This window comes from Azospirillaceae bacterium, from assembly GCA_028283825.1.
GTDB lineage: Bacteria > Pseudomonadota > Alphaproteobacteria > Azospirillales > Azospirillaceae > Nitrospirillum.
This window is the reverse complement of the sequence record JAPWJW010000002.1, coordinates 110,878-128,902: the sequence shown is the minus strand read 5'-3', so window position 1 is coordinate 128,902 and position 18,025 is coordinate 110,878. Positions and strand designations below refer to the sequence as shown.

The 18,025-nt window shown below is 60.0% G+C and carries 13 protein-coding genes and 1 pseudogene; 3 read left to right on the top strand and 11 right to left on the bottom strand.

Annotation, left to right across the window (positions count from 1 at the left end; translation table 11 throughout):
* Positions 1 to 346: 346 nt before the first annotated feature.
* Both PW843_09405 and PW843_09400 read left to right on the top strand, forming a co-directional pair.
* The gene (locus PW843_09405; GenBank protein MDE1146822.1) at positions 347 to 1,471 is read left to right on the top strand and encodes a class I SAM-dependent methyltransferase; all 1,125 of its coding nucleotides are present in this window, start codon (positions 347 to 349) and stop codon (positions 1,469 to 1,471) included.
* Positions 1,472 to 1,570: 99 nt separating this feature from the next.
* On the top strand, positions 1,571 to 2,338 hold the full coding sequence (locus PW843_09400; protein MDE1146821.1) for a hypothetical protein: 768 nt from the start codon (positions 1,571 to 1,573) through the stop codon (positions 2,336 to 2,338).
* A 226-nt stretch (positions 2,339 to 2,564) separates the two neighbouring features.
* Here the strand turns inward: PW843_09400 and PW843_09395 are convergent, their stop codons facing one another.
* Genes PW843_09395 through rfbG form a run of 6 tightly spaced genes read right to left on the bottom strand, consistent with a single transcriptional unit; the run spans position 2,565 to position 8,584 of the window.
* Positions 2,565 to 3,878: an NAD(P)/FAD-dependent oxidoreductase gene (locus PW843_09395; protein MDE1146820.1), complete on the bottom strand. Its 1,314-nt coding sequence runs from the start codon at positions 3,876 to 3,878 to the stop codon at positions 2,565 to 2,567.
* A 19-nt stretch (positions 3,879 to 3,897) separates the two neighbouring features.
* On the bottom strand, positions 3,898 to 4,920 hold the full coding sequence (locus PW843_09390; GenBank protein ID MDE1146819.1) for a lysylphosphatidylglycerol synthase transmembrane domain-containing protein: 1,023 nt from the start codon (positions 4,918 to 4,920) through the stop codon (positions 3,898 to 3,900).
* The gene (rfbF, locus tag PW843_09385) at positions 4,917 to 5,696 is read right to left on the bottom strand and encodes a glucose-1-phosphate cytidylyltransferase (GenBank protein ID MDE1146818.1); all 780 of its coding nucleotides are present in this window, start codon (positions 5,694 to 5,696) and stop codon (positions 4,917 to 4,919) included. Before rfbF ends, PW843_09390 begins: the two co-directional genes overlap by 4 nt.
* 13 nt (positions 5,697 to 5,709) lie before the next feature.
* On the bottom strand, positions 5,710 to 6,672 hold the full coding sequence (locus PW843_09380) for a glycosyltransferase family 2 protein (GenBank protein ID MDE1146817.1): 963 nt from the start codon (positions 6,670 to 6,672) through the stop codon (positions 5,710 to 5,712).
* Positions 6,672 to 7,505, bottom strand: coding sequence for an NAD-dependent epimerase/dehydratase family protein (locus PW843_09375; GenBank protein ID MDE1146816.1), 834 nt, complete (start codon positions 7,503 to 7,505; stop codon positions 6,672 to 6,674). Before PW843_09375 ends, PW843_09380 begins: the two co-directional genes overlap by 1 nt.
* Positions 7,502 to 8,584, bottom strand: coding sequence for a CDP-glucose 4,6-dehydratase (gene rfbG / locus PW843_09370; GenBank protein ID MDE1146815.1), 1,083 nt, complete (start codon positions 8,582 to 8,584; stop codon positions 7,502 to 7,504). The genes PW843_09375 and rfbG overlap by 4 nt, the downstream gene beginning before the upstream one ends.
* Positions 8,585 to 9,258: 674 nt before the next feature.
* On the opposite strand from rfbG, the gene PW843_09365 reads away from it, so the two are divergent.
* Complete coding sequence (locus tag PW843_09365; protein ID MDE1146814.1) at positions 9,259 to 11,187, top strand: hypothetical protein; 1,929 nt, start codon at positions 9,259 to 9,261, stop codon at positions 11,185 to 11,187.
* A 41-nt stretch (positions 11,188 to 11,228) separates the two neighbouring features.
* Here the strand turns inward: PW843_09365 and PW843_09360 are convergent.
* The 5 genes and pseudogenes from PW843_09360 to PW843_09340 all read right to left on the bottom strand — a co-directional run bounded on the left by PW843_09360 (position 11,229) and on the right by PW843_09340 (position 17,869).
* A pseudogene (locus tag PW843_09360) lies at positions 11,229 to 11,450 on the bottom strand (IS630 family transposase).
* A gap of 107 nt (positions 11,451 to 11,557) precedes the next feature.
* Positions 11,558 to 13,210 (bottom strand): IS66 family transposase, encoded by a 1,653-nt coding sequence (locus tag PW843_09355; protein MDE1146813.1) that lies wholly within the window; start codon positions 13,208 to 13,210, stop codon positions 11,558 to 11,560.
* 59 nt (positions 13,211 to 13,269) lie between these two features.
* The gene (gene tnpB, locus PW843_09350) at positions 13,270 to 13,617 is read right to left on the bottom strand and encodes an IS66 family insertion sequence element accessory protein TnpB (protein ID MDE1146812.1); all 348 of its coding nucleotides are present in this window, start codon (positions 13,615 to 13,617) and stop codon (positions 13,270 to 13,272) included.
* Positions 13,614 to 13,982, bottom strand: coding sequence for a transposase (locus PW843_09345; protein ID MDE1146811.1), 369 nt, complete (start codon positions 13,980 to 13,982; stop codon positions 13,614 to 13,616). The genes tnpB and PW843_09345 overlap by 4 nt, the downstream gene beginning before the upstream one ends.
* Positions 13,983 to 14,182: 200 nt before the next feature.
* A complete protein-coding gene (locus PW843_09340; protein ID MDE1146810.1) occupies positions 14,183 to 17,869 on the bottom strand; it encodes a glycosyltransferase in 3,687 nt (1,228 codons plus the stop codon).
* Between the last annotated feature and the right edge of the window lie 156 nt (positions 17,870 to 18,025).

Sequence of the window (18,025 nt, the reverse complement as noted above, 5' to 3'; positions counted from 1 at the left end):
GGCGGATAGATGTCAGTAAATCTATTAAATTCTGCTACAGGAAACGGCCATTTAATCTTAGGATAACCCAATTCTTTAGCTGCCACTGCAGCGCCCCCATGACGTCGTCGACGTCAACACAACTGATGTCACAGTGACATTCCGGCCCCGACGCTGTCAAGGCGACGGCGCCCCGAATCGCGGGAGAGGTAGGGGCGGGACGGGCGCGGTCGGCCGGCTCGCATGAGAGTTTATCTTCCAACGCCGCAAGCGCCTTATGATTGACAGCCGATGCCGGTTACAGCCAATTTCGATGGTACGGTCTCTGACGCCGAATATTCCCTTATTCTTTATAGGTATCGATACCTTGACCTCACATGACACTGCTGGGCCGCTATCCGCCGACAACACGCCGGCGGCGGTTGGCGGAACGGACCTGACCAATCCGGCTTCCTTGCTGGCTCGGGCTGTCCTGCATCTGCATGAGGGCAATCCGGCTGAGGCGGAAAGGTGCTACGACGCATGCATCGTCGCCGATCCGGACGGGGCGGTGGCATGGGGTGGCAAGGCCAGGTGCCGGTTGGCCGTCGCGGATTACGCGTCGGCCACGGAATTCGCGGTTGCCGCCCTGGCGCGCGCTATCGACGCCCCTGAATACGGCCGGCTGCTGATGGAGACGGCCGCGCGCGCGGGCGATTTGGAATTGCTCGGTTTGGCGGCAAAGCGGCAGGTTCGGCTTTTCCCGGAAGAACGCGATGCCGTGGCGTTCCGCCAGTTGGTTCCCGAGACACTCCTGACACCCGCCGATGAAGATGGGGACGCCCTTGAGGCGATCGAGCACGTGTTGCGGACGGTGCGGGACCGGCGGCCGCGACGGTACGGCCAGCTGCTGCAGTGCCTGCTGGCGCGTCGACCGCGATCGATCCTGGAGATCGGCGTGTTCGACGGCAGGAACGGGGCCGACATGATCCATGCCGGCGGCCGCACGCCGGCCGGCACCCGCGCGCTTCGCTACATCGGTTTCGATCTGTTCGAGGAGATGACGGCGGAAGTCCACAAGAAGGAGTTCTCCAAATACCCGCTGTCGCGCCTTGAGGTCGGCGCTGCGCTGTCGGCCTTCAATGACAATCACCTCCTGGTCCAGGGCTACACCCAGGACAGCCTGAAGGCGTTCGGTGCGGCATGGGATGGCGCCGTTTCGCCCGTGGACTTCGTCTTCATCGATGGCGGCCATAGCGAAGAGACGATCGAGTCCGATTGGAACAACGTCGCCCCGCTGATGTCGGAAAGGACGGTCGTCATTTTCGACGATTGTTATCTCGACAAGGTCGCCGCACTGGATGGCTTAGGCTGCAACAGCCTGGTCGGGCGCCTTGCCGAAGATCCGCGTTATCTTGTCGAATACCTGCCTATCCGCGATTGTTTTGAAAAGGAATTCGGGACGCTGACGATCGTGGTGGTCAAGGTCAGGCTCCGGCCGTCTTTCATCTGATGCCCGGCGATGCATTGAGGAACAGGGGGCAAGGCGGAAATGGATGAGTTGGCGGAGATCCGGCGGATGGCGGCGTCCTTGCAGGCGTGCGCCAGTTCGTTGAGGGATGTCGCCATCCAGGATGCGAACCTGCGGTTCCAGGCCGCTCATCCCAATCCCCTGAACCGGTTCGGCCGCAAGTGTTTCTCCCAGTCCGACGAGGACGGCATCACCCTTGAGATCATCCGTCGGCTGGACCTGTCCGCCGGGACGTTCGCGGAATTCGGGGTCGGCAACGGGCTGGAAAACAATACCGTCATTCTGGGAAGCCTGGGGTGGCGCGGCTTCTGGGTGGGGGGCCAGGACCTGGCTTTCGATCCGGCGCCCCTGCCCCGCTTGTCTTACATCCGGGACTGGATCACCCTGGACAACGTGGCCGGCCATGCCCGGGCCGGTAGGGCGGCCCTGGGGGTGGATGCGGTGGACCTCGTGTCGCTGGATCTCGACGGCAACGACATCCACCTTGTCGGGGCGCTGTTGGCGGACAGTGTAAGGCCGAAGCTGTTCATTGTTGAATACAATGCGAAATTCCTGCCGCCGGCGCGATTCCAGATAGATTATGATCCGGAACACCGTTGGGGTGGTGACGATTATTTCGGGGCGGCGCTCCAGAACTTCGTCGACCTGTTCTCCGCCTTTGATTACGACCTGGTCTGCTGCAACGGTTATTCCGGGGCGAACGCGTTCTTCGTTGCTCGCGAATTCGCCGACAGGTTCCCGGAGGTGCCGGTCGACATCCGGGACATCCACGTGCCACCCCGTTACCAGCTTTATGCCGCCTACGGGCATAGGGTTTCGCCCCGGACCGTCGCGGCCCTGTTTTCATGATGGTGAAACGGGAAAACCCGAGTTGGGGGCGCCGGCATCAATGGCAGGAGACGTGATACCAGCGGCATTTGACCGTGGCCGCCCAAATGCCGCCCCGCAGTCGCTGGGTGCCGACATTCCCGCTGGGCTCATCCCTCGCTTTCCAGTTCGCTGCGCTTCCCGGAAAGCTTCGGCGACCATGGTCGCGGTCTACAACGGCACGAGGCGGAATCTCGTGCCGCTGGTATTATTCCCCCGCCAATAGACGCTTGGCGAAGGCGCGGCCTTCCCGGATGGCGTAATTGGTGCCGCGATCCTCCGGATAGATTTGCGCCATGGTGGAAATCCAGGCGTTGATGAAGGGCGTTTCCGCTCCTGGCACGTACTGGGAATAGTTCCGCTCCGTCACGGGCTGTGCATAGCTGGATCGCCATACCTTGTAATCCAACACCCAGCTTTCATCCATGTTGGGGAACATGCGCTTGAGGTGAGCCAACGCGAAATCAAAGTATTGCGCGTCATTGTAGGACCAAACAGGATCCTCCACCGCCAGGTATCGGGATAGATAGGCGATGCGCGAGCCTTTGTAATTATCCGGCGAGTCGAAATTGGTGTGCTCAATCACGCCGACGAAGGGGAAACCGGGATCATTGACGTTGAGCCAATAAGTTTCCGACAGGCTGCGCTTCAGACGCAGGACCAAACACATATTTCCCAGGTACCGCACGCGTCGCAACTTGGCCAGCCACGCCGGGTCGGCGGCACCTTCAAGGATGTCCGCTATCTGGGGGAAGGAGGGGCTGAATAGGAAATTCTCGCCAGCGATCTCGCCCCGCGCGGTCTTCAACGCGGTAATGCGGCCCTGATCCGTCACCACACCGGTGGCGGGGCATGAGAACTCCACAGTCCCACCGGCGTGGCGGATGGCTGCAACCAAAGACTCCGCGAGGCGGCCGAAACCGCCCTTGAAATAGGCGAGTTCCTCCCCCCCCTTGTCGTTGCGCGTGCTACCCCGCAGGACCAGCTTCTTCCACATCCAGACAGCATTGACCGCCTCGGCGTAAACCGAGAACTTGGCGGTGATCAGCGGTTCCCACACAACCTTGTAAACGGCCTTGCCGCAGAGCCCTTCCAGCCACTCCCGGATGCTTAAATTCTCAATGGTCCTCCAGTCCTTGATGCGCCGGACTTGGAATACCAGCAGGCCCAACCGGATGCGATCAACGAAGGACAGGGCCTTGAAGCGGAGCAAATCCAGCGGGGTTGACAGCTTCCACATGCGGCCGTTGAAATACATCCCCGTTCGGCTGGGCAGCAGGACCACATCACCGTCCATACCCAGTTCCTTTACCAGTTCCGGAACATAGACATCGTTGTTGAACCAGTGATGATAAAATTTCTCCAACCGGACGCCATCGGAGAATTCGAATATTCCCGCGAGGCCACCGGGCGCGGAATCAGCCTCCACCACGCAGACTTTCTTCCCCTGCTTAGCCAGAACATAAGCGGCGGTCAGTCCCGTGAAGCCGGCACCGACAATGACGACATCATACTTATCCATGAATCAGAATCCGGCGATTTCAAGAGGGAGAGGTAGAGTGCGATTGCTGGCGTGCCAGACGGAACAATTGGGGGTGTGTCCAAATGGCCGCCGCGCCGACGATGGTGGTGGATAACCACAGTGCCAGGTGGACCAACACCGCGTAAATCCCCGCTTGGGCATCCGTGCCGCCGACCAGGGAAATCGCAGTGAACGCTGCCAAATGAAATGGGCCGACATAACCTGGCGAAGAGGGGGCCAGCGTCGCCAGGGTTGCCAGGGACATGACCAGCAGCGCCGCGGTGGGGGCGGGCAGGAAACCCAGACCCAGCAGGACCGAGTAGAACAGACCTGCCTCCCCCAACCAGATGGCCATGGAAACCAGGATCATCGGGAACAGCACCCGCAAACTGGACATCTGCTTGAAGTTACGAAGAAACTCGGCAAGCAAACCCAGGGCGCGCCCCATGCGGCTGGTCTCTCCCCAGCGGTCTTGCAAACGGATGAACAGAAGCGACAGGCGGCCACTCAGCAAGAAGCCCCCGATCAACAAAAGCCCCGCAACAGCGGCGAGCAAGATGCCGGAGTCTTTGATGGACGGCGGAATGTCGACCGTGCGGATCGACCACACTCCCAGCGACAGGCAAGCCAAAAGGGTGATGAGGTCGATCAGGCGCTCGACCACCAAGCTGGTCAGGGCGGTCACACGCGTCAGACCCATCGCCTGGGGGAAGACGAAGGCACGGATCGCGTCCCCCAAGCGCAACGGCAAGACATTATTGAGGGTGATCGCCCCCAGGAACGGGGCGGCGCAGGTGCGGAAACTCACCCTCGCCCCCGTGGCGCGCAGCATCATGCCCCAGCGATGAATACGCAAGGCATAGTCAATCGCCAGCGACAACAATCCTAGGAGCAGGTAGGGCCACTTGAAATGGTCCAACGCCTCCCGCGCCTGGGCGAAATCGACTTTGCGGACCAGGATGATCAGGCAAAGCACGGTGATCCCGATGCCGACGACATGCTTGATCCACCCATTTGCTCGGGGCTGGGAGGACCGGCTCAAGACATCCCCCAGGTGCGCCAGGGCGCTCGGCCATTCAGCCAGAGAGCTTCAAGCTCACGCCTGTCGCGCAGCGTGTCGCAAGGCTGCCAGAAGCCCGTATGGTGGAAGGCGGTTAACTGGCCATCGCGGGCGATATTCATCAGGGGCTCACGTTCCCACGACGTGCTCTCGCCGTCGATATATTTGATCACCTCCGGTTCCAACACGAAAAAGCCGCCGTTGATCCAGCCGATTTCATCTTGCGGCTTTTCCTTGAAAGCGGACACGGTCTGATTTTCATCGATCTCCAGCACACCAAAGCGTCCCGGCGGCTGCACGGCGGCCACGGTCGCCAGCTTGCCGTGGCGCCGATGGTGTGCGATCTCGGCGGTGATATCGATGTCCGACAGGCCGTCGCCGTATGTAAAGCAGAAGGTTTCGTTCTCCAGATGGGGGGCTACCGCCTTGAGTCGGCCTCCCGTCATGGTGTTCGGCCCCGTATCGACCAGTGTGATACGCCAATCCTCCGACGCGCTCGACAGAATCCGATGTTCACCGGTTCCGAGGTCAATGACCATGTCGGACATGTGGCGGTAGTAATTAAAGAAGAACTCTTTGATCACGTAGCCTTTGTACCCAAGGCAAATAACAAAATCCTTAATGCCGTGATGCGTATACATTTTCATGATATGCCACAGAAGCGGCCTGCCCCCCACCTCGACCATGGGCTTGGGTTTTGTGTCCGACTCTTCGGCGATGCGAGTCCCCAGCCCACCTGCGAGAATAACCAACTTCATTGTCATCTCCGTATTATAGCTTGATATCGGATGGGGGGAAATTAAAGCTATGCTCAACAGTCGCGATGGGCTCATCGCGTAGGACAAGATAGATCCTGAGCAGGTATTCGCCGATAATTCCTAGTAGAAACGCGTTAAGGCCAATTCCAAAGAGTACCAATATATGTATGCTCGCCAAACCTTGCGGCAGATCCGGTTCCAATATCTTTAGAATGAAATAATAGAAGGCGCCGAGAAGACTGGCCAGAAGGATGGTCGCGCCAACGAAGGAAGCCACGCGCAAGGGCACTGTCGAATGGTTGAATAGCGCTGTCAGCCCCAACCGCAACAGTCGAGAAAGATTGAATTTGCTTTCGCCTGCGATGCGGGCGTCGCGCTCATAAGGTATGCCGATCTGATTGAAACCCAGGCCGGCAATCATGCCGCGCAGGTAGGGACTGGCGGTCTTGATCTTCAGGGTGGCCTCAAGGACCTTGCGATCAACCAAACGGAAATCACCGACATCCCGCGGAATGGAATGCTCGCTCAAGCTATCGATCACCCAATAGCCAAGGCGGCGGAAGTTGTTGATCAGCCACCCTTCTTTGCGTTTCTTCCGAACGCCGTAGACGACGCTGTATCCGGCTTGCCATTTCTCGAAGAAGGCATCCAACATTTCCGGGGGGTCTTGCAGATCAGCATCGATCTGCATCACCGCACTGCCCCGCGTATGCAGGTAGTTCGCCATGATCGACCGCTGGAACCCATAATTCTTCGAAAAGCGGATGGCGCGGACCCGGGGATCACGAAGCGCGATGTCCCCCAGCATTTTCCAGGTGGCGTCATCCGAATGGTTGTCGGAAAATACGAATTCCAGGTCGCATTTGTCACGCATCTGGTCCGCGACGGCGACCAGGCGCGCGTAAAGGCGGGCGATATTCCCTTCCTCATTCAGGACGGGAATTGATATGGACACCAGCGGCTTTGGTGAACTCATCAGTTTGTGCCCAGTCGCAACTGCGGAACGCAGGTTTTCATGTATTGAACGACACCGTCAACCGGCTTCCTGAAGTGGAGGTGGGCGATACGGTCGTTCTTGGTGAATGTCGTCCCGTAATTTTCTTCAGTTGGACGATTGAGTGCGCCGATGCTGAGCAGGTGCCGTTTGTCGAATGCGTCGAACACGGACTCCGCCAAAAGCCGGAGTTTGACGGGATTGCCGAAGCTCAGATCGTTTATTCCCCACCCTTTCGCATCCATCAGGGCGCGGATACCATGGGCAGCATCCTTCATATGATGATATTCCCGCAATTGCTCACCCGATGTCATGGCGAATGGCTTGTCGCTGGCCAACGCCTGCGCCATCTGGCCCAGGAACATGAACCTGCTGGGGACGCCACCCCCGTAAAGGGTATGAAGACGGATGTGCATCACCGGGGCCCCCAGGGCCGCCTGGCTGGCGACGATATCGGCCAATTGCAGCTTGCTGGCGATATAATTGTTTTTATGGGCAATAAGGCTTTCCATCACCGTGCCGACGGTGACCACGGAGATCCCAGTGTCCTGAAGCGCGACGATGATATTTTTCGGCAGCAGGACGTTGACCCGAAAATGCTCTTGCGCATCCGCGCCGGGATCTAGAACGCCGGATGCGACTACGACGGATGTGATCTCGGGCGATGATGAGGTCAACAGACGACGTATGTCGGCGATGGACTCCTCTCGCCACCAGGTCTCATAGGTGGGTCGGTCAAGCGCGGAGGCGGCGCCCTCAAAGGCATGGAGAAGGGTTCGGCCCAAACGCCCCCGCCCGCCGATGACGACAATCATTGCCCAAGCCCTTCCCGCCAGGACCGGATTTGAGCCAGGGTTATATCGCGTGCGCGTGTCGGATCTTGGTCGTATTGCCGGTACCAGTCGGCGGTTTCCTTGATCACCCTTTCGGTGTCCCATACCGGCACCCACCCCAAGGCGTTGCGGGCCAAGGAACTGTCCAGAGCCAGCGCGCCGGCTTCAGGCAGCGGGTTATCCATGTAATGGACGTCCGGCATCTTCCAATGCCGTCCCATCATTTCCAGGATGTCGCGTACCGGGAACTGTCGCGGATCCTGCGGCCCCAGGTTCCAGGGCCGGGCATAATGACCAGGGTTATCACCCAGCAGCCCGGCCAGAATCATCAGATAGCCGTGGACCAACGCCAGAACGTGCTGCCATGGGCGTGTCGCCCCGGGATAGCGTAGAACCATTCTCTGCCCGCCGATCACCGCACGGACGAAGTCAGGAACCAACCGGTCGGCGGACCAATCGCCACCGCCAATAATGTTGCCGCCGCGAGCGATGGCGATGGCTGGGCCTTGGCCGGATGCCCACGGGTACGACATCGCATAGCCATGGATCACCATCTCGGCCGCCGCCTTCGATGCGCTATAGGGATCCTTACCGCCCAGCGGGTCGTTTTCCCGATAGGGCCAATCCCATTCCTTGTTCTGGTAAACCTTGTCCGTGGTCACGCACAGCACGCCACGCACACTTTTCACGGAACGCGCGGCTTCCAGCACGTGGGCCGTCCCCTGGGCGTTGACCATGAAGGTCTGCATCGGTTCCTGGTAAGAGCGGCGGACGAGCGGTTGCGCCGCTAGGTGCAGGACCAGGTCGGGCTGATAGTCGTGAATCGCCTTTTCCAGTGCGGAAAAATCACAGATGTCGCCAAATCGAGACTCTACGTCCGCGGCCGCACCTGTTTCCACAAACAACGCTGGCGTCGTTTCCGGGGGGAGGGAAAACCCCCCAACCTGGATGCCAATGGAATTCAGCCATAGGGACGCCCACGTTCCAGTAAAGCCGCTATGACCTGTGATGAAGATCTTCTTACCAAGAAGAGTTTGTTCAAAGCGCGAAAGACCGTACATTATCAATCGTCACCCCAAAATGAAACAAATCTTATAGAAATAAGAATATTTGAAGGAATGCGGAATATGGAATTTAAGTTTTCCAACATTGCCTTTCATCCCCTGAAAGGGGCGCTAAAATTCCCTCCACAAAATCCCACTACTCCATTATCCATCAATCCGCTGGCGAATAGTGGGCCGACGTTCGCTGTCTCGGCGTGGAGCATACCCTAAGCGGCGTTGAAGGCGTGAGGTTTTCTCCGCTGAAAGGCGCCTACCTTCCATGAAAGGGCTCAGGCAGGCTCATGCCGGATATTTGGGGAACGCAATTCGCGACCCATGCCGATGATGGATATGGTCCGCAGAGCTCCTGGCAGAAAAGAAATGTCCATGCTGGATGGGGCGCCGTCGTCTCGGAAATCACACGCCGCAGCTGCTTTCATAAGACGGCGGTGCTTGTGTTCCTGGGCGGTCTATCGATCCTCAGGTGGGCGCATCGCAAAGATCTTGCGACGCCACTGCCATTATCCGCGTCCTTGCCCGGGCGCTCAATCCATGAACCTTACCTTGACAGGTCGGGCCGCTATCTGCCACTAGCTCGATAGGGCTGGGCAGGGTGGCTCCTGGTGTTTGGTTCTTCTCTTTGTTGTTGATATTTCCAGCTATAACAATGTTATGTCGAAGGAAATAGGCAGATGCTTTTGAGCCGAAAAATAATGATCTTTATTTTGGCTGCCACGATTATGGCTTTATATATTATATGTAATGTGAATAACTTTTTTTCTCTCTCCATCGATGCCGCCCACCATTACGCCTTGGCGTATGCGATTGCGGATGGTCTCGGTGTCGATAAACTTGATCCCGTTACCTTGAGTGAGATGAGTGTATATCCATATTGGTCGCATATTTTGGCGGCCATTCTGGGGTATGTGTTGAATTCTTATTTCCTCGGGATGCACATTGTTGCCCTACTTTTCATTTCTATCACTTGGTTATCTATATTCTTGATATTGAATACACTTTCAGCGCCGATAAAAATTATTTCATATATCGTATTAAGCATGCTCGTTGTTTTTAATTATTTTGTTCTTCGGGTGGATATTCATGGATATGAGATAGTTAATAACTATTTCTATGCTCAATTGGTCGGGCAGGGCGCTTTGTTCCTGCTGATGTTGGTTTCTATTTTTATCGAGAGACGTTATGGGCAAATGCCAGCCGTCCTTTTGTGCGTCGCATCCGCTCTTGTCATCACAAGCATCCATTTGTTGCCTGCGATTGAAATGCTGGGCCTTGGGGCTGGCTTGCTAGCATGTTATGTCTTATTTAACTATAATAAGAACCATGGTTTCTTTAAAAGACTAGTCTTCTCTGCATCGGTGCTTGTCATTGGTGTTCTTTCATTCGTCGACCGTCCTTCCTTTTCTGCCATGCGTCATATTTCCGAGAATAACGGCGGCCTTACCCTTAATCATTTCGGTTATCCCGGCGGGGTGTTGCTTTTATGTCTGCTGGTCGCATTTCTGTCGGCCGCGGTTTTCTTGGTTTGGTGGCGTAGCGCGAACAGGGTTGGGGCCGTCGCGCTCAAATACATTGCGACTTACGGCATGGCGGTGGTGGCGTTATGTATGCTTCAGTTGGTGCTGACCCACTACGGCCAGGGTTCTGAATATGCGGTGAAGAAATATGGCTTTGGGCTGAGTACCGTACTGTTCATCGACGTCGCCATCCTGTCTGCTTACGTGATCCGTGCCCTTCTTCCCGGCTTTCCAGCCGGTTCCGCCTTGTGGGATATTGGTACACTCATACTCTGTTTCTCGTTGGCGCTTTTCTGGTTGCTGCCTGAGAAGAAAACTCAGGACGTCGCGTCTATCGTCGCGGCTGAGCGACAGATCATAGCCCTGAACGAAACCGTCATTCCCAGAAGTTCTGGGAATGATATGAATATAATTAAAGGAATATTGGGAGTTCCGCCAGTATTTGAATATATGTTGTCTAATTCCATATTGCGAACCCCTCGTGTTGATGCTGTAAATTTCTACTTTTCACATGGGAAAGAAGAATATTATAAATTCAATTATGTGGTTTCTGACCCGTCATTGCAAAATGGCTCAACGGGCGTATCCGCGTGCGCATCATTGTCGCCGGGGCCACTGGCTGTTTATCCTGCGGACTGCCTTGATCGCGCCCAGCGGACCATCCGTGAATGCCGGCAGGGTCTGACTTTCAATGATGAATCGTTTATTCCGCCGGTCATGATCGACGGTTTCGGCGAGCCAGAGCGGTTCGGCCGTTGGACGGTTGGAAACAAGGCGCATATCCGATGCAGCAATTCCGGAGCGCCCGTGGAAAAGATGACGCTGGTTTTAAATCCATTTTTCTTTAACGGCCTGACGCGGCAGCGGCTGCTCGTATCCCTTAATGGAACGCAGATCGGCAGCTATGAACTCAACAGCGGTACGCCGAATCCGCCCATCACTATTGAAATTCCGAAGTCGCTGACTGACGCGAACAATGTGTTTGAATTCGAAACGCCGGATGCCCAGTCGCCGGCGTCGTTGCAACCTGGAAATCAAGATGGGCGGCATTTGGCTTTTGGCTTTGTGAAGGTCATGTTCCAATAGCCAAAGAGCGGCAGGAAGCGAAGCCTGGTGCCGACCTTAGCGGCCAGCTTATGGGCAGGCAAGTTATCCATGATGACGATGTCCCCTGGCGCCAGGCTCGGGGCCAGCACCTGCTCGACATCGGCCGTGAAGGCCGGGCCGGTCATGCCTTCCAATCGCAACGCGCTGACGAAGGCCGTTGTTTTCCAGTGGCCGTGCGGAACCGGCGCCCGGCACCGTTGCCCGCGCGGGGCCCGGCCATGCCGGCGAGCCATTTTGGTTGATACCAAGTAGCGATGAATAGAACTCATCGCTACTTGGTATGAGGCGTAAGCATGCGGCGTAGGCCGCAGGATACTAACGGCCTTATCGCCTGGGCCGTAGTTCCCGATCAGGCCGCTACGGCGGGCGTTGCCGCTGCCTTGGGCGTCCAGCGCCAGGGCAGCAATTCGTCGAGCCGGTGAGCCGGGTGCGCGGCGATCCGGGCGAGGACGTCGGCCAGCCAGGCCTGTGGGTCGACGCCGTTCATCTTGGCGGTGACGATCGGGCTGTACAGGGCGGCGGCACGCTGGCCGCCACGGTCGGAGCCACAGAACATCCATGACTTCCGTCCGAGCGCGATGCCGCGCAAGGCGCGTTCGGCGGCATTGTTCGACAGGCAGACGCGGCCATCGTCCAGGAACAGGGTGAAGGCAGCCCATCGCTTCAGGATATAGTCGATGGCCCGGGCGAGGTCGTGGACACGGGAGAGCTTGGCGCGCTGCTCGTGCAGGTAGGCCCGCAGGTCCTCGACCAGCGGCTTGCTCAATTCCTGGCGGACCGCCCGGCGTTCGTCGGCGCTCTTGCCATTGATCGGCCGCTCGATGGCGAACAGGGCGTCGATGCGGCGCACCACCTCGATGGCGATGGGCGAGAGCGCGATCGTCTTCTTGCCCGCGGCCTGGCGCCGGGCGCTCTCCTCAAGATCGGCCATGGCGAAGAACGGGCGCCGGGCATGCACCCAGCATCCCGCCTCCCGGATCGGACCGGGACTTCGCTCGGCCGCGTACAGCGCGCGATAGCCGTCGAAGGCGTCGGCCTGGAACAGCCCGGCGTATCCGGCCAGGTGGCCCTGCGGATGCTCGCCCTTGCGGTCGCGCGAGTAGCGGAACAGCGCCGCCGGCGGTGCCGTCCCGCCGAAGGGCCGGTCGTCGCGGACGTAGACCCAGCAGCGCCCGGTGTCGGTCTTGCCCTTGGCCAGGACCGGCACGGTCGTATCGTCGCCATGCAGGCGTTCCGCCGCCATCACATGGGCCTCGACCCGTCGCAGCAGCGGCTCCAGCGCGGCACAACTCGACCCCACGCCGTCGGCCATGGTCGACAGGCTGACCGGCACGCCTTCCAGCGCATAGCGCTCGGCCTGCCGGTTCAGCGGCTGGTGCTGGCCGAACTTCTCGAACAGGATCATCGCCAGCAGGCCTGGCCCCGCCCATCCCCGGGGAATGGCTTGGAAGGGTGCGGGGGCCTGGCTCACCTTCTCACAGTCCCGGCAGCTGAACTTTTCCCGCACCGTTTCGACCACCTTCCACTGGCGCGGGATCACTTCCAGCGTCCGGGTCACATCCTCGCCCAGCTTGCGCAGCCGCGTGCCGCCGCAACAACCACAGGCCATCGGCGGATCGATCACCACCCGCTCACGCGGCAGATGGTCGGGGAAGGTGGTGCGTTCGGCATGCTTGCGGGTGAAGCTCGCCACGGTCGTGGTCTTGGACACGGCGGCTTCCGCCGCCAGCTCGTCCTCGGTGGCGCTGGCCTCCAGTTCCTCGAACTGCAAGGCCAACTGATCGACCAGCCGCGCCGACCGTTCCGAGCGCTGGCCATAAACCTGGCGCTCCAGCTGGGCGATCCGCAACTTCTGGTGCGCGATCAGGGCCAGGTCTTCCGAGGCCTTGGCCCGCGCCACCGCCAGCTCCGCCGCCGCCTCCAGCGCCTGCGCGCGCGCCATCACCAGTGCTGCTTTCAGCGCCGCGATGTCGTCCGGCACGGTGGCATGATCGGCGTCCATGACCATGAGTGAATCACGAATCCGCCATCGCCGCTCCTGGAAAGTGGCGCCGGTCAACCCTATCCGGCACTGGTCGGCCGCCAGGTGTGCCGAGGGTTCCGCCAATCGATGCCGTCGAGCAGGTAGGCCAGCTGCGCCGCCGATATGCCGACCACGCCGTCGGCCGGCGACGGCCATAGGAAGCGCCCCTTCTCCAGCCGCTTGGCGTAAAGCGACATGCCCAGGCCGTCATGCCACAGGATCTTGATCAGGTCGCCCCGGCAGCCCCGGAAGACATAAAGGTCACCCGCGTGGGGATCGCGGCCCAGCGCCTCCTGCACCTGCAGGGCCAGGCCGGTCATCCCCCGCCGCATATCCGTCCGGCCCACCGCCAGCCAGACCCGCACACCCGACGGCACCGGAATCATCGCCGCTCCAGAATGTTGAGGACACGGCGGAGCGCCCTGCCATCAACCGTGGCCTCAACCCGGAGGCGGTAGCCGTTCGGCAACTCGATCTCGATCCGCCCAGCATCCGCCGGTGCCGACCTCTTCTCCGCGCTTCGCACGTCCGTGATCGTCACAGGCAGCAACGCGAGGCCGTCCTCACACGTAGGAGCCAGCAGACCGTCGCCATACTGCCGCCGCCAGATGAACAGCTGGTTGGTGTTCACGTCGTAACGCCGCGCAACCACCGAAGCCGACGCCCCAGGCTCGAACGACGCTGCCACGATCTCCCGCTTCAGCGCTTCACTCCACGTCCGACGTCGGCGCTTGCCGCCCATCGTGTCCATTATCCCGTTCGTGGACACTTCCCACCCTCACAGGCCAGATCTCCTGCCATCTTCAGCGAACAGCATCACGGATGAAAGGCGGCCCTCGCCGGAGGAGTACTATGAGGCGGCATCTGAACGGTCAGGTTCAAATGCCGCGCGTATTATTCATGATGACGAATCCCTTGGTGCCGGGTTCGGGGCATGGGGCGACGACGTGGTCAAATCGGCTTGAGGCTGTCGACCAGCGCCCTGACCCCCTCGGCAAAAGCGTCTTGCGAGAACATTTGCGCGCGGGCGCGGGCGGCGGTTCCCATGCGCTTCAACTGATCCGCGTTCGGTTTGGAGAGCAGTGCCAGGGTCTTTTCCGCCAGCGTGTCGGGTGAGTCGTAGAGGAAACCCGTCTGCCCATCCGCGATGATCTCGCGGGGCCCGCCGGAATTCAGGGCGAAGGGGACGGCCTGTGCCGACATCGCTTCCAGCACGGTGATGCCGAAATGTTCGGCCTTGCCGGGTTCCCCGTTGAGATCGGCGCCTATGCCCGTGCCGTGCCAGTAGATGGCCGTGTCGCGATACAAGGCCTGCAGGGCATCGGCGGAGACATTGACGTGCAGGTGGATGGGATGACCTTCGGCCGCCGCCCGGATCTTGGCCAGATAGTCCATGTGCTCCGGCCCCGGCATCGACGAACCGGCTACATGCAATTCCACCGGCTCGCTGAACTGCGGCGCGATCTTCTTGAAGACGTCGATCAGGACATCGTGGCGCTTGGAATGGCCGCCGACGAAGAAGCGCCCGACGGTGAGGATCATGCGCTTCTTGGCGGGGACCTCACCCTGGATGAGTGGCACCGGTGGGTAGAGCACCTCGACCGGCCGGTCGGGAAGCTGATAGGCGCTCAGATTGGCGAAGATGTGGGCGCGGGTGTAATGGGAATAGACAATGATTTTCTGATAGCCGGCGTAGGTTTCCCGGTCCGCCGGCGCCACGGGGCGCCCCAGGGGGTACGGGAACTGGCAGATATAGACATTGGTCTTGCCCCGGGCGGGGGCCGTCGGAATGATGTGGTTGCCCAGGGTGACCATCAGGTCCGGCGCATCGGCCTTCGCGAATTCTGTCTCGATCATCACGTCCAGGCGTGACAGGTCCAGGTTGAATTCGCACCCCAGGTTGCGCAGCCGCAGGCGGCTGTAGCGCCAGGGCGTCACCACCGTGACGTCATATAGTTCACTGAGCGTCATCGCCAGGGTCAGCAGGAAACGCTCACCGCCGCCGGGCGTCAGTTCATAAGGCGTGTAGACCACGGCCCTGGGCCGCTCCACCCCGGGAGCCAGCGTGGCCATGGGCGGCAACAGGGGGGCCGAGGGCAGGAATTGCTGCCGCACGGCACGCAGGTGCGCCTGCCGCCGGGTTTTCAGGTAGTCACCCCAGCGGGCGGTGAACTTGTCACGGTTGAGGTCGCCCAACGCCGTGCGCCGCGCCGTGGCGGCGGCGTCGCCATTGGCGGAAGAACCCTCGATATGAACGACCCGGGCGTCGGGGCAATACAACACCTTGTGCCCCAGCGCCTGGATTTTCAGGCAGAGGTCGGTGTCTTCGTAATAGGCCGGCTCATAGGCCAGGTCGAATCCGCCCACGGCCATGAAAATGTCGCGGGGGACCAGAAGGGCGGCGGCGGAAATATAGTCGACGAACTTGGGCCGCAGAATCTCCGCCGAGGCCTCCTGCTCACCCCGACCGAAGCGGATGGGATAGCCGCCCGGATCGACGATGCCGCCGGCCTCCTGGATGGTTTCGTCGGGATAAAGGAACAGGGGGCCGGTGGCGCCCACCCGCGGATCCGTCTGCAAGGGGGTGATGAGGGCGGTGAGCCAGTCGCCGCGCACGAAGGCGTCGTTGTTCAACAGGCAGAGATAGCGGCCTTGGGCAGCCTCGGCGGCGATGTTGTTGGCTTCGCCGAAATACCGGTTCCGGCCCAACTCCAGCAGGCGGATGCCGGGGCCCAGGTTGCGCAGCTTCGCCACGTCGTCCGGGGCGCTGCCGTTGTCGGCGATGATGATTTCGTAGGTGTGGCTGTCCGTCTGGGAACTGATCTGGCGGATGCATTCCAGCGTCAGCGAGGCGGCGTTCCAGTTGATGATCAGGATGGAAACGTCCGGGTTCCGATCCGTGCAGTAACGCGCCGCCTTGGTGAAGGCGGCGGCCGTATCGTAGGCCTGGGCGCCTGGGAAGGTGACATCGGCGCCGGTCTCCGTGGTGCCGGCCGGCGGCGGCACGAACCCGACGGGCGGGACGGTATCCAGCATGTCCAGGAACGTGTCGCGCCACTCCGCCGGGACGAAGTCCCGCAGGATGTGGTCCTCAGCTTCGCGCCGGGCCGCCTGGTCACCGAGGGCGCGGGTGAACAGGTCAATTGCCCCGTCCGTATCGTCCGTCGAGAAATACCAGGCGAAATCACCGCCGTTGGCCTGGATCTCGGGCAGGTCGGACGTCAGGCACAGCTTCCCGTACGACAGGCTTTCGACGACAGGCAGGCCGTAGCCCTCGCTCAAGGACGGGAACGCGGTGAACAGGCAGCGGCGATACAGATCGGCGATCTCCGCGTCCGTCAGGTTTTCCAGGACGCGGATCTTCCCCCGGGCGAACAGCGGCGCCATGGCGCCATCCGCCTCGGCGATCTTCAGGTCGTCGCGGCCGGCCAGGACCAGCAAGGGCAGGGCCTGATCATCCAGCCGCTCGGCCAATTGCGCCCAAAGGCGGCACAGGAACAGCTGGTTCTTGCGCTTGTCGATGGTGCCGACACACAGGACGAACTCTTGCCCTTCCGGAATGACGGCCGTTTCGGCGCCGCGCGTGCTGTCCTGTTGCCCGATGGCGCGGCGCAGGCCGAAGGTGATGGTGACGATCGTCGGTACGGTCTGGATCTTCTGCAGAAGGGCGAAACGCGCGATCTTCTGTTTCACATGGTCGTTCGACACATAAATGACGGTGGCGGTTTGCAGGACCGTCACCATCCATTCCGTGAACATCTTGAAATAGTCGGGCCCGACCAGGTCGGGGTTTTCAATCGGAATGATGTCGTGGACCAGCACGCTGAAGCGGATGCCCAGCGACTTCAGGTGCTTGAATCTCTCGGCGAAGGCCGGGCCCCAGACCAGGCCGGTGAAGAAGACGTGGTCGCCGGGAAGCGGCGAATGCCGGGGCTCCACCGCCAGTGCCGCGGTCGGCCGGCCGGCCAGGGGACGTTTCAGTTCGTCCGACAGGTATTGAACATGGTCCGTCGCCGACGCCGTGACGATGCCGGAGGGCGAATCGCCAAAGACACAGGGTTTGATCTCTATGTTGCTCGAATTCTCGATCGCCGCGAAAAACAGTTCCGTCGACACGCGGCCAACGCCGGTGAGACTGGGTTTCGCCTTCAGCCAGTCGACGCTGTCGCCGATGAAATACCAATAGGTCGGGTTGGTCGCCGGCAGGATGACGGAGACCGAGAACTTCCGCCCTTCCGCACGGCCATATTTGATGAAATGGACGAGCGGGTTCAGGCCGGAAGCGGCCACGTCGGGATTGGCCTCCAGATATCCTCCGCTATTGAAATCGGGTCCCGGCTGTCGCCCTTCCCGGGCGCCATGGTCCAGATAATGCTGAATTGGGTCCAGCTTGGCGGCCGCGACATCACTGTAAGTCAGCAGGTACCAGGCCGGGCTGAACAGGGACGAGGAGGCGAGAGTCAAATAGTCGTCGGAGGGGCCTCGGGTCTGTTGCCGAATGTTCCTTGCGCGCAGGCCGTCCACCAATGAAGATAAGCGACGCTTATGGCGGGATAATACAGACCTGTAGGTATTGTTTTCGCGCAATTGAGAAACCTCCAATATGACAAAATAAAAATCAGTTTTCCGGTATTTCACCGATACCCTTCGATCGGCATCCTGATACCGCTATCATCTGTCTCAGATCTAATCTGGCCTCGACGCGTCACATTCTCAGGAAAAGGTGCCATGCTCCTGGATGTGCGGAATTTTCCCACCATGGCCCAACTACCTTGAATTCATTGCTATAGGCCT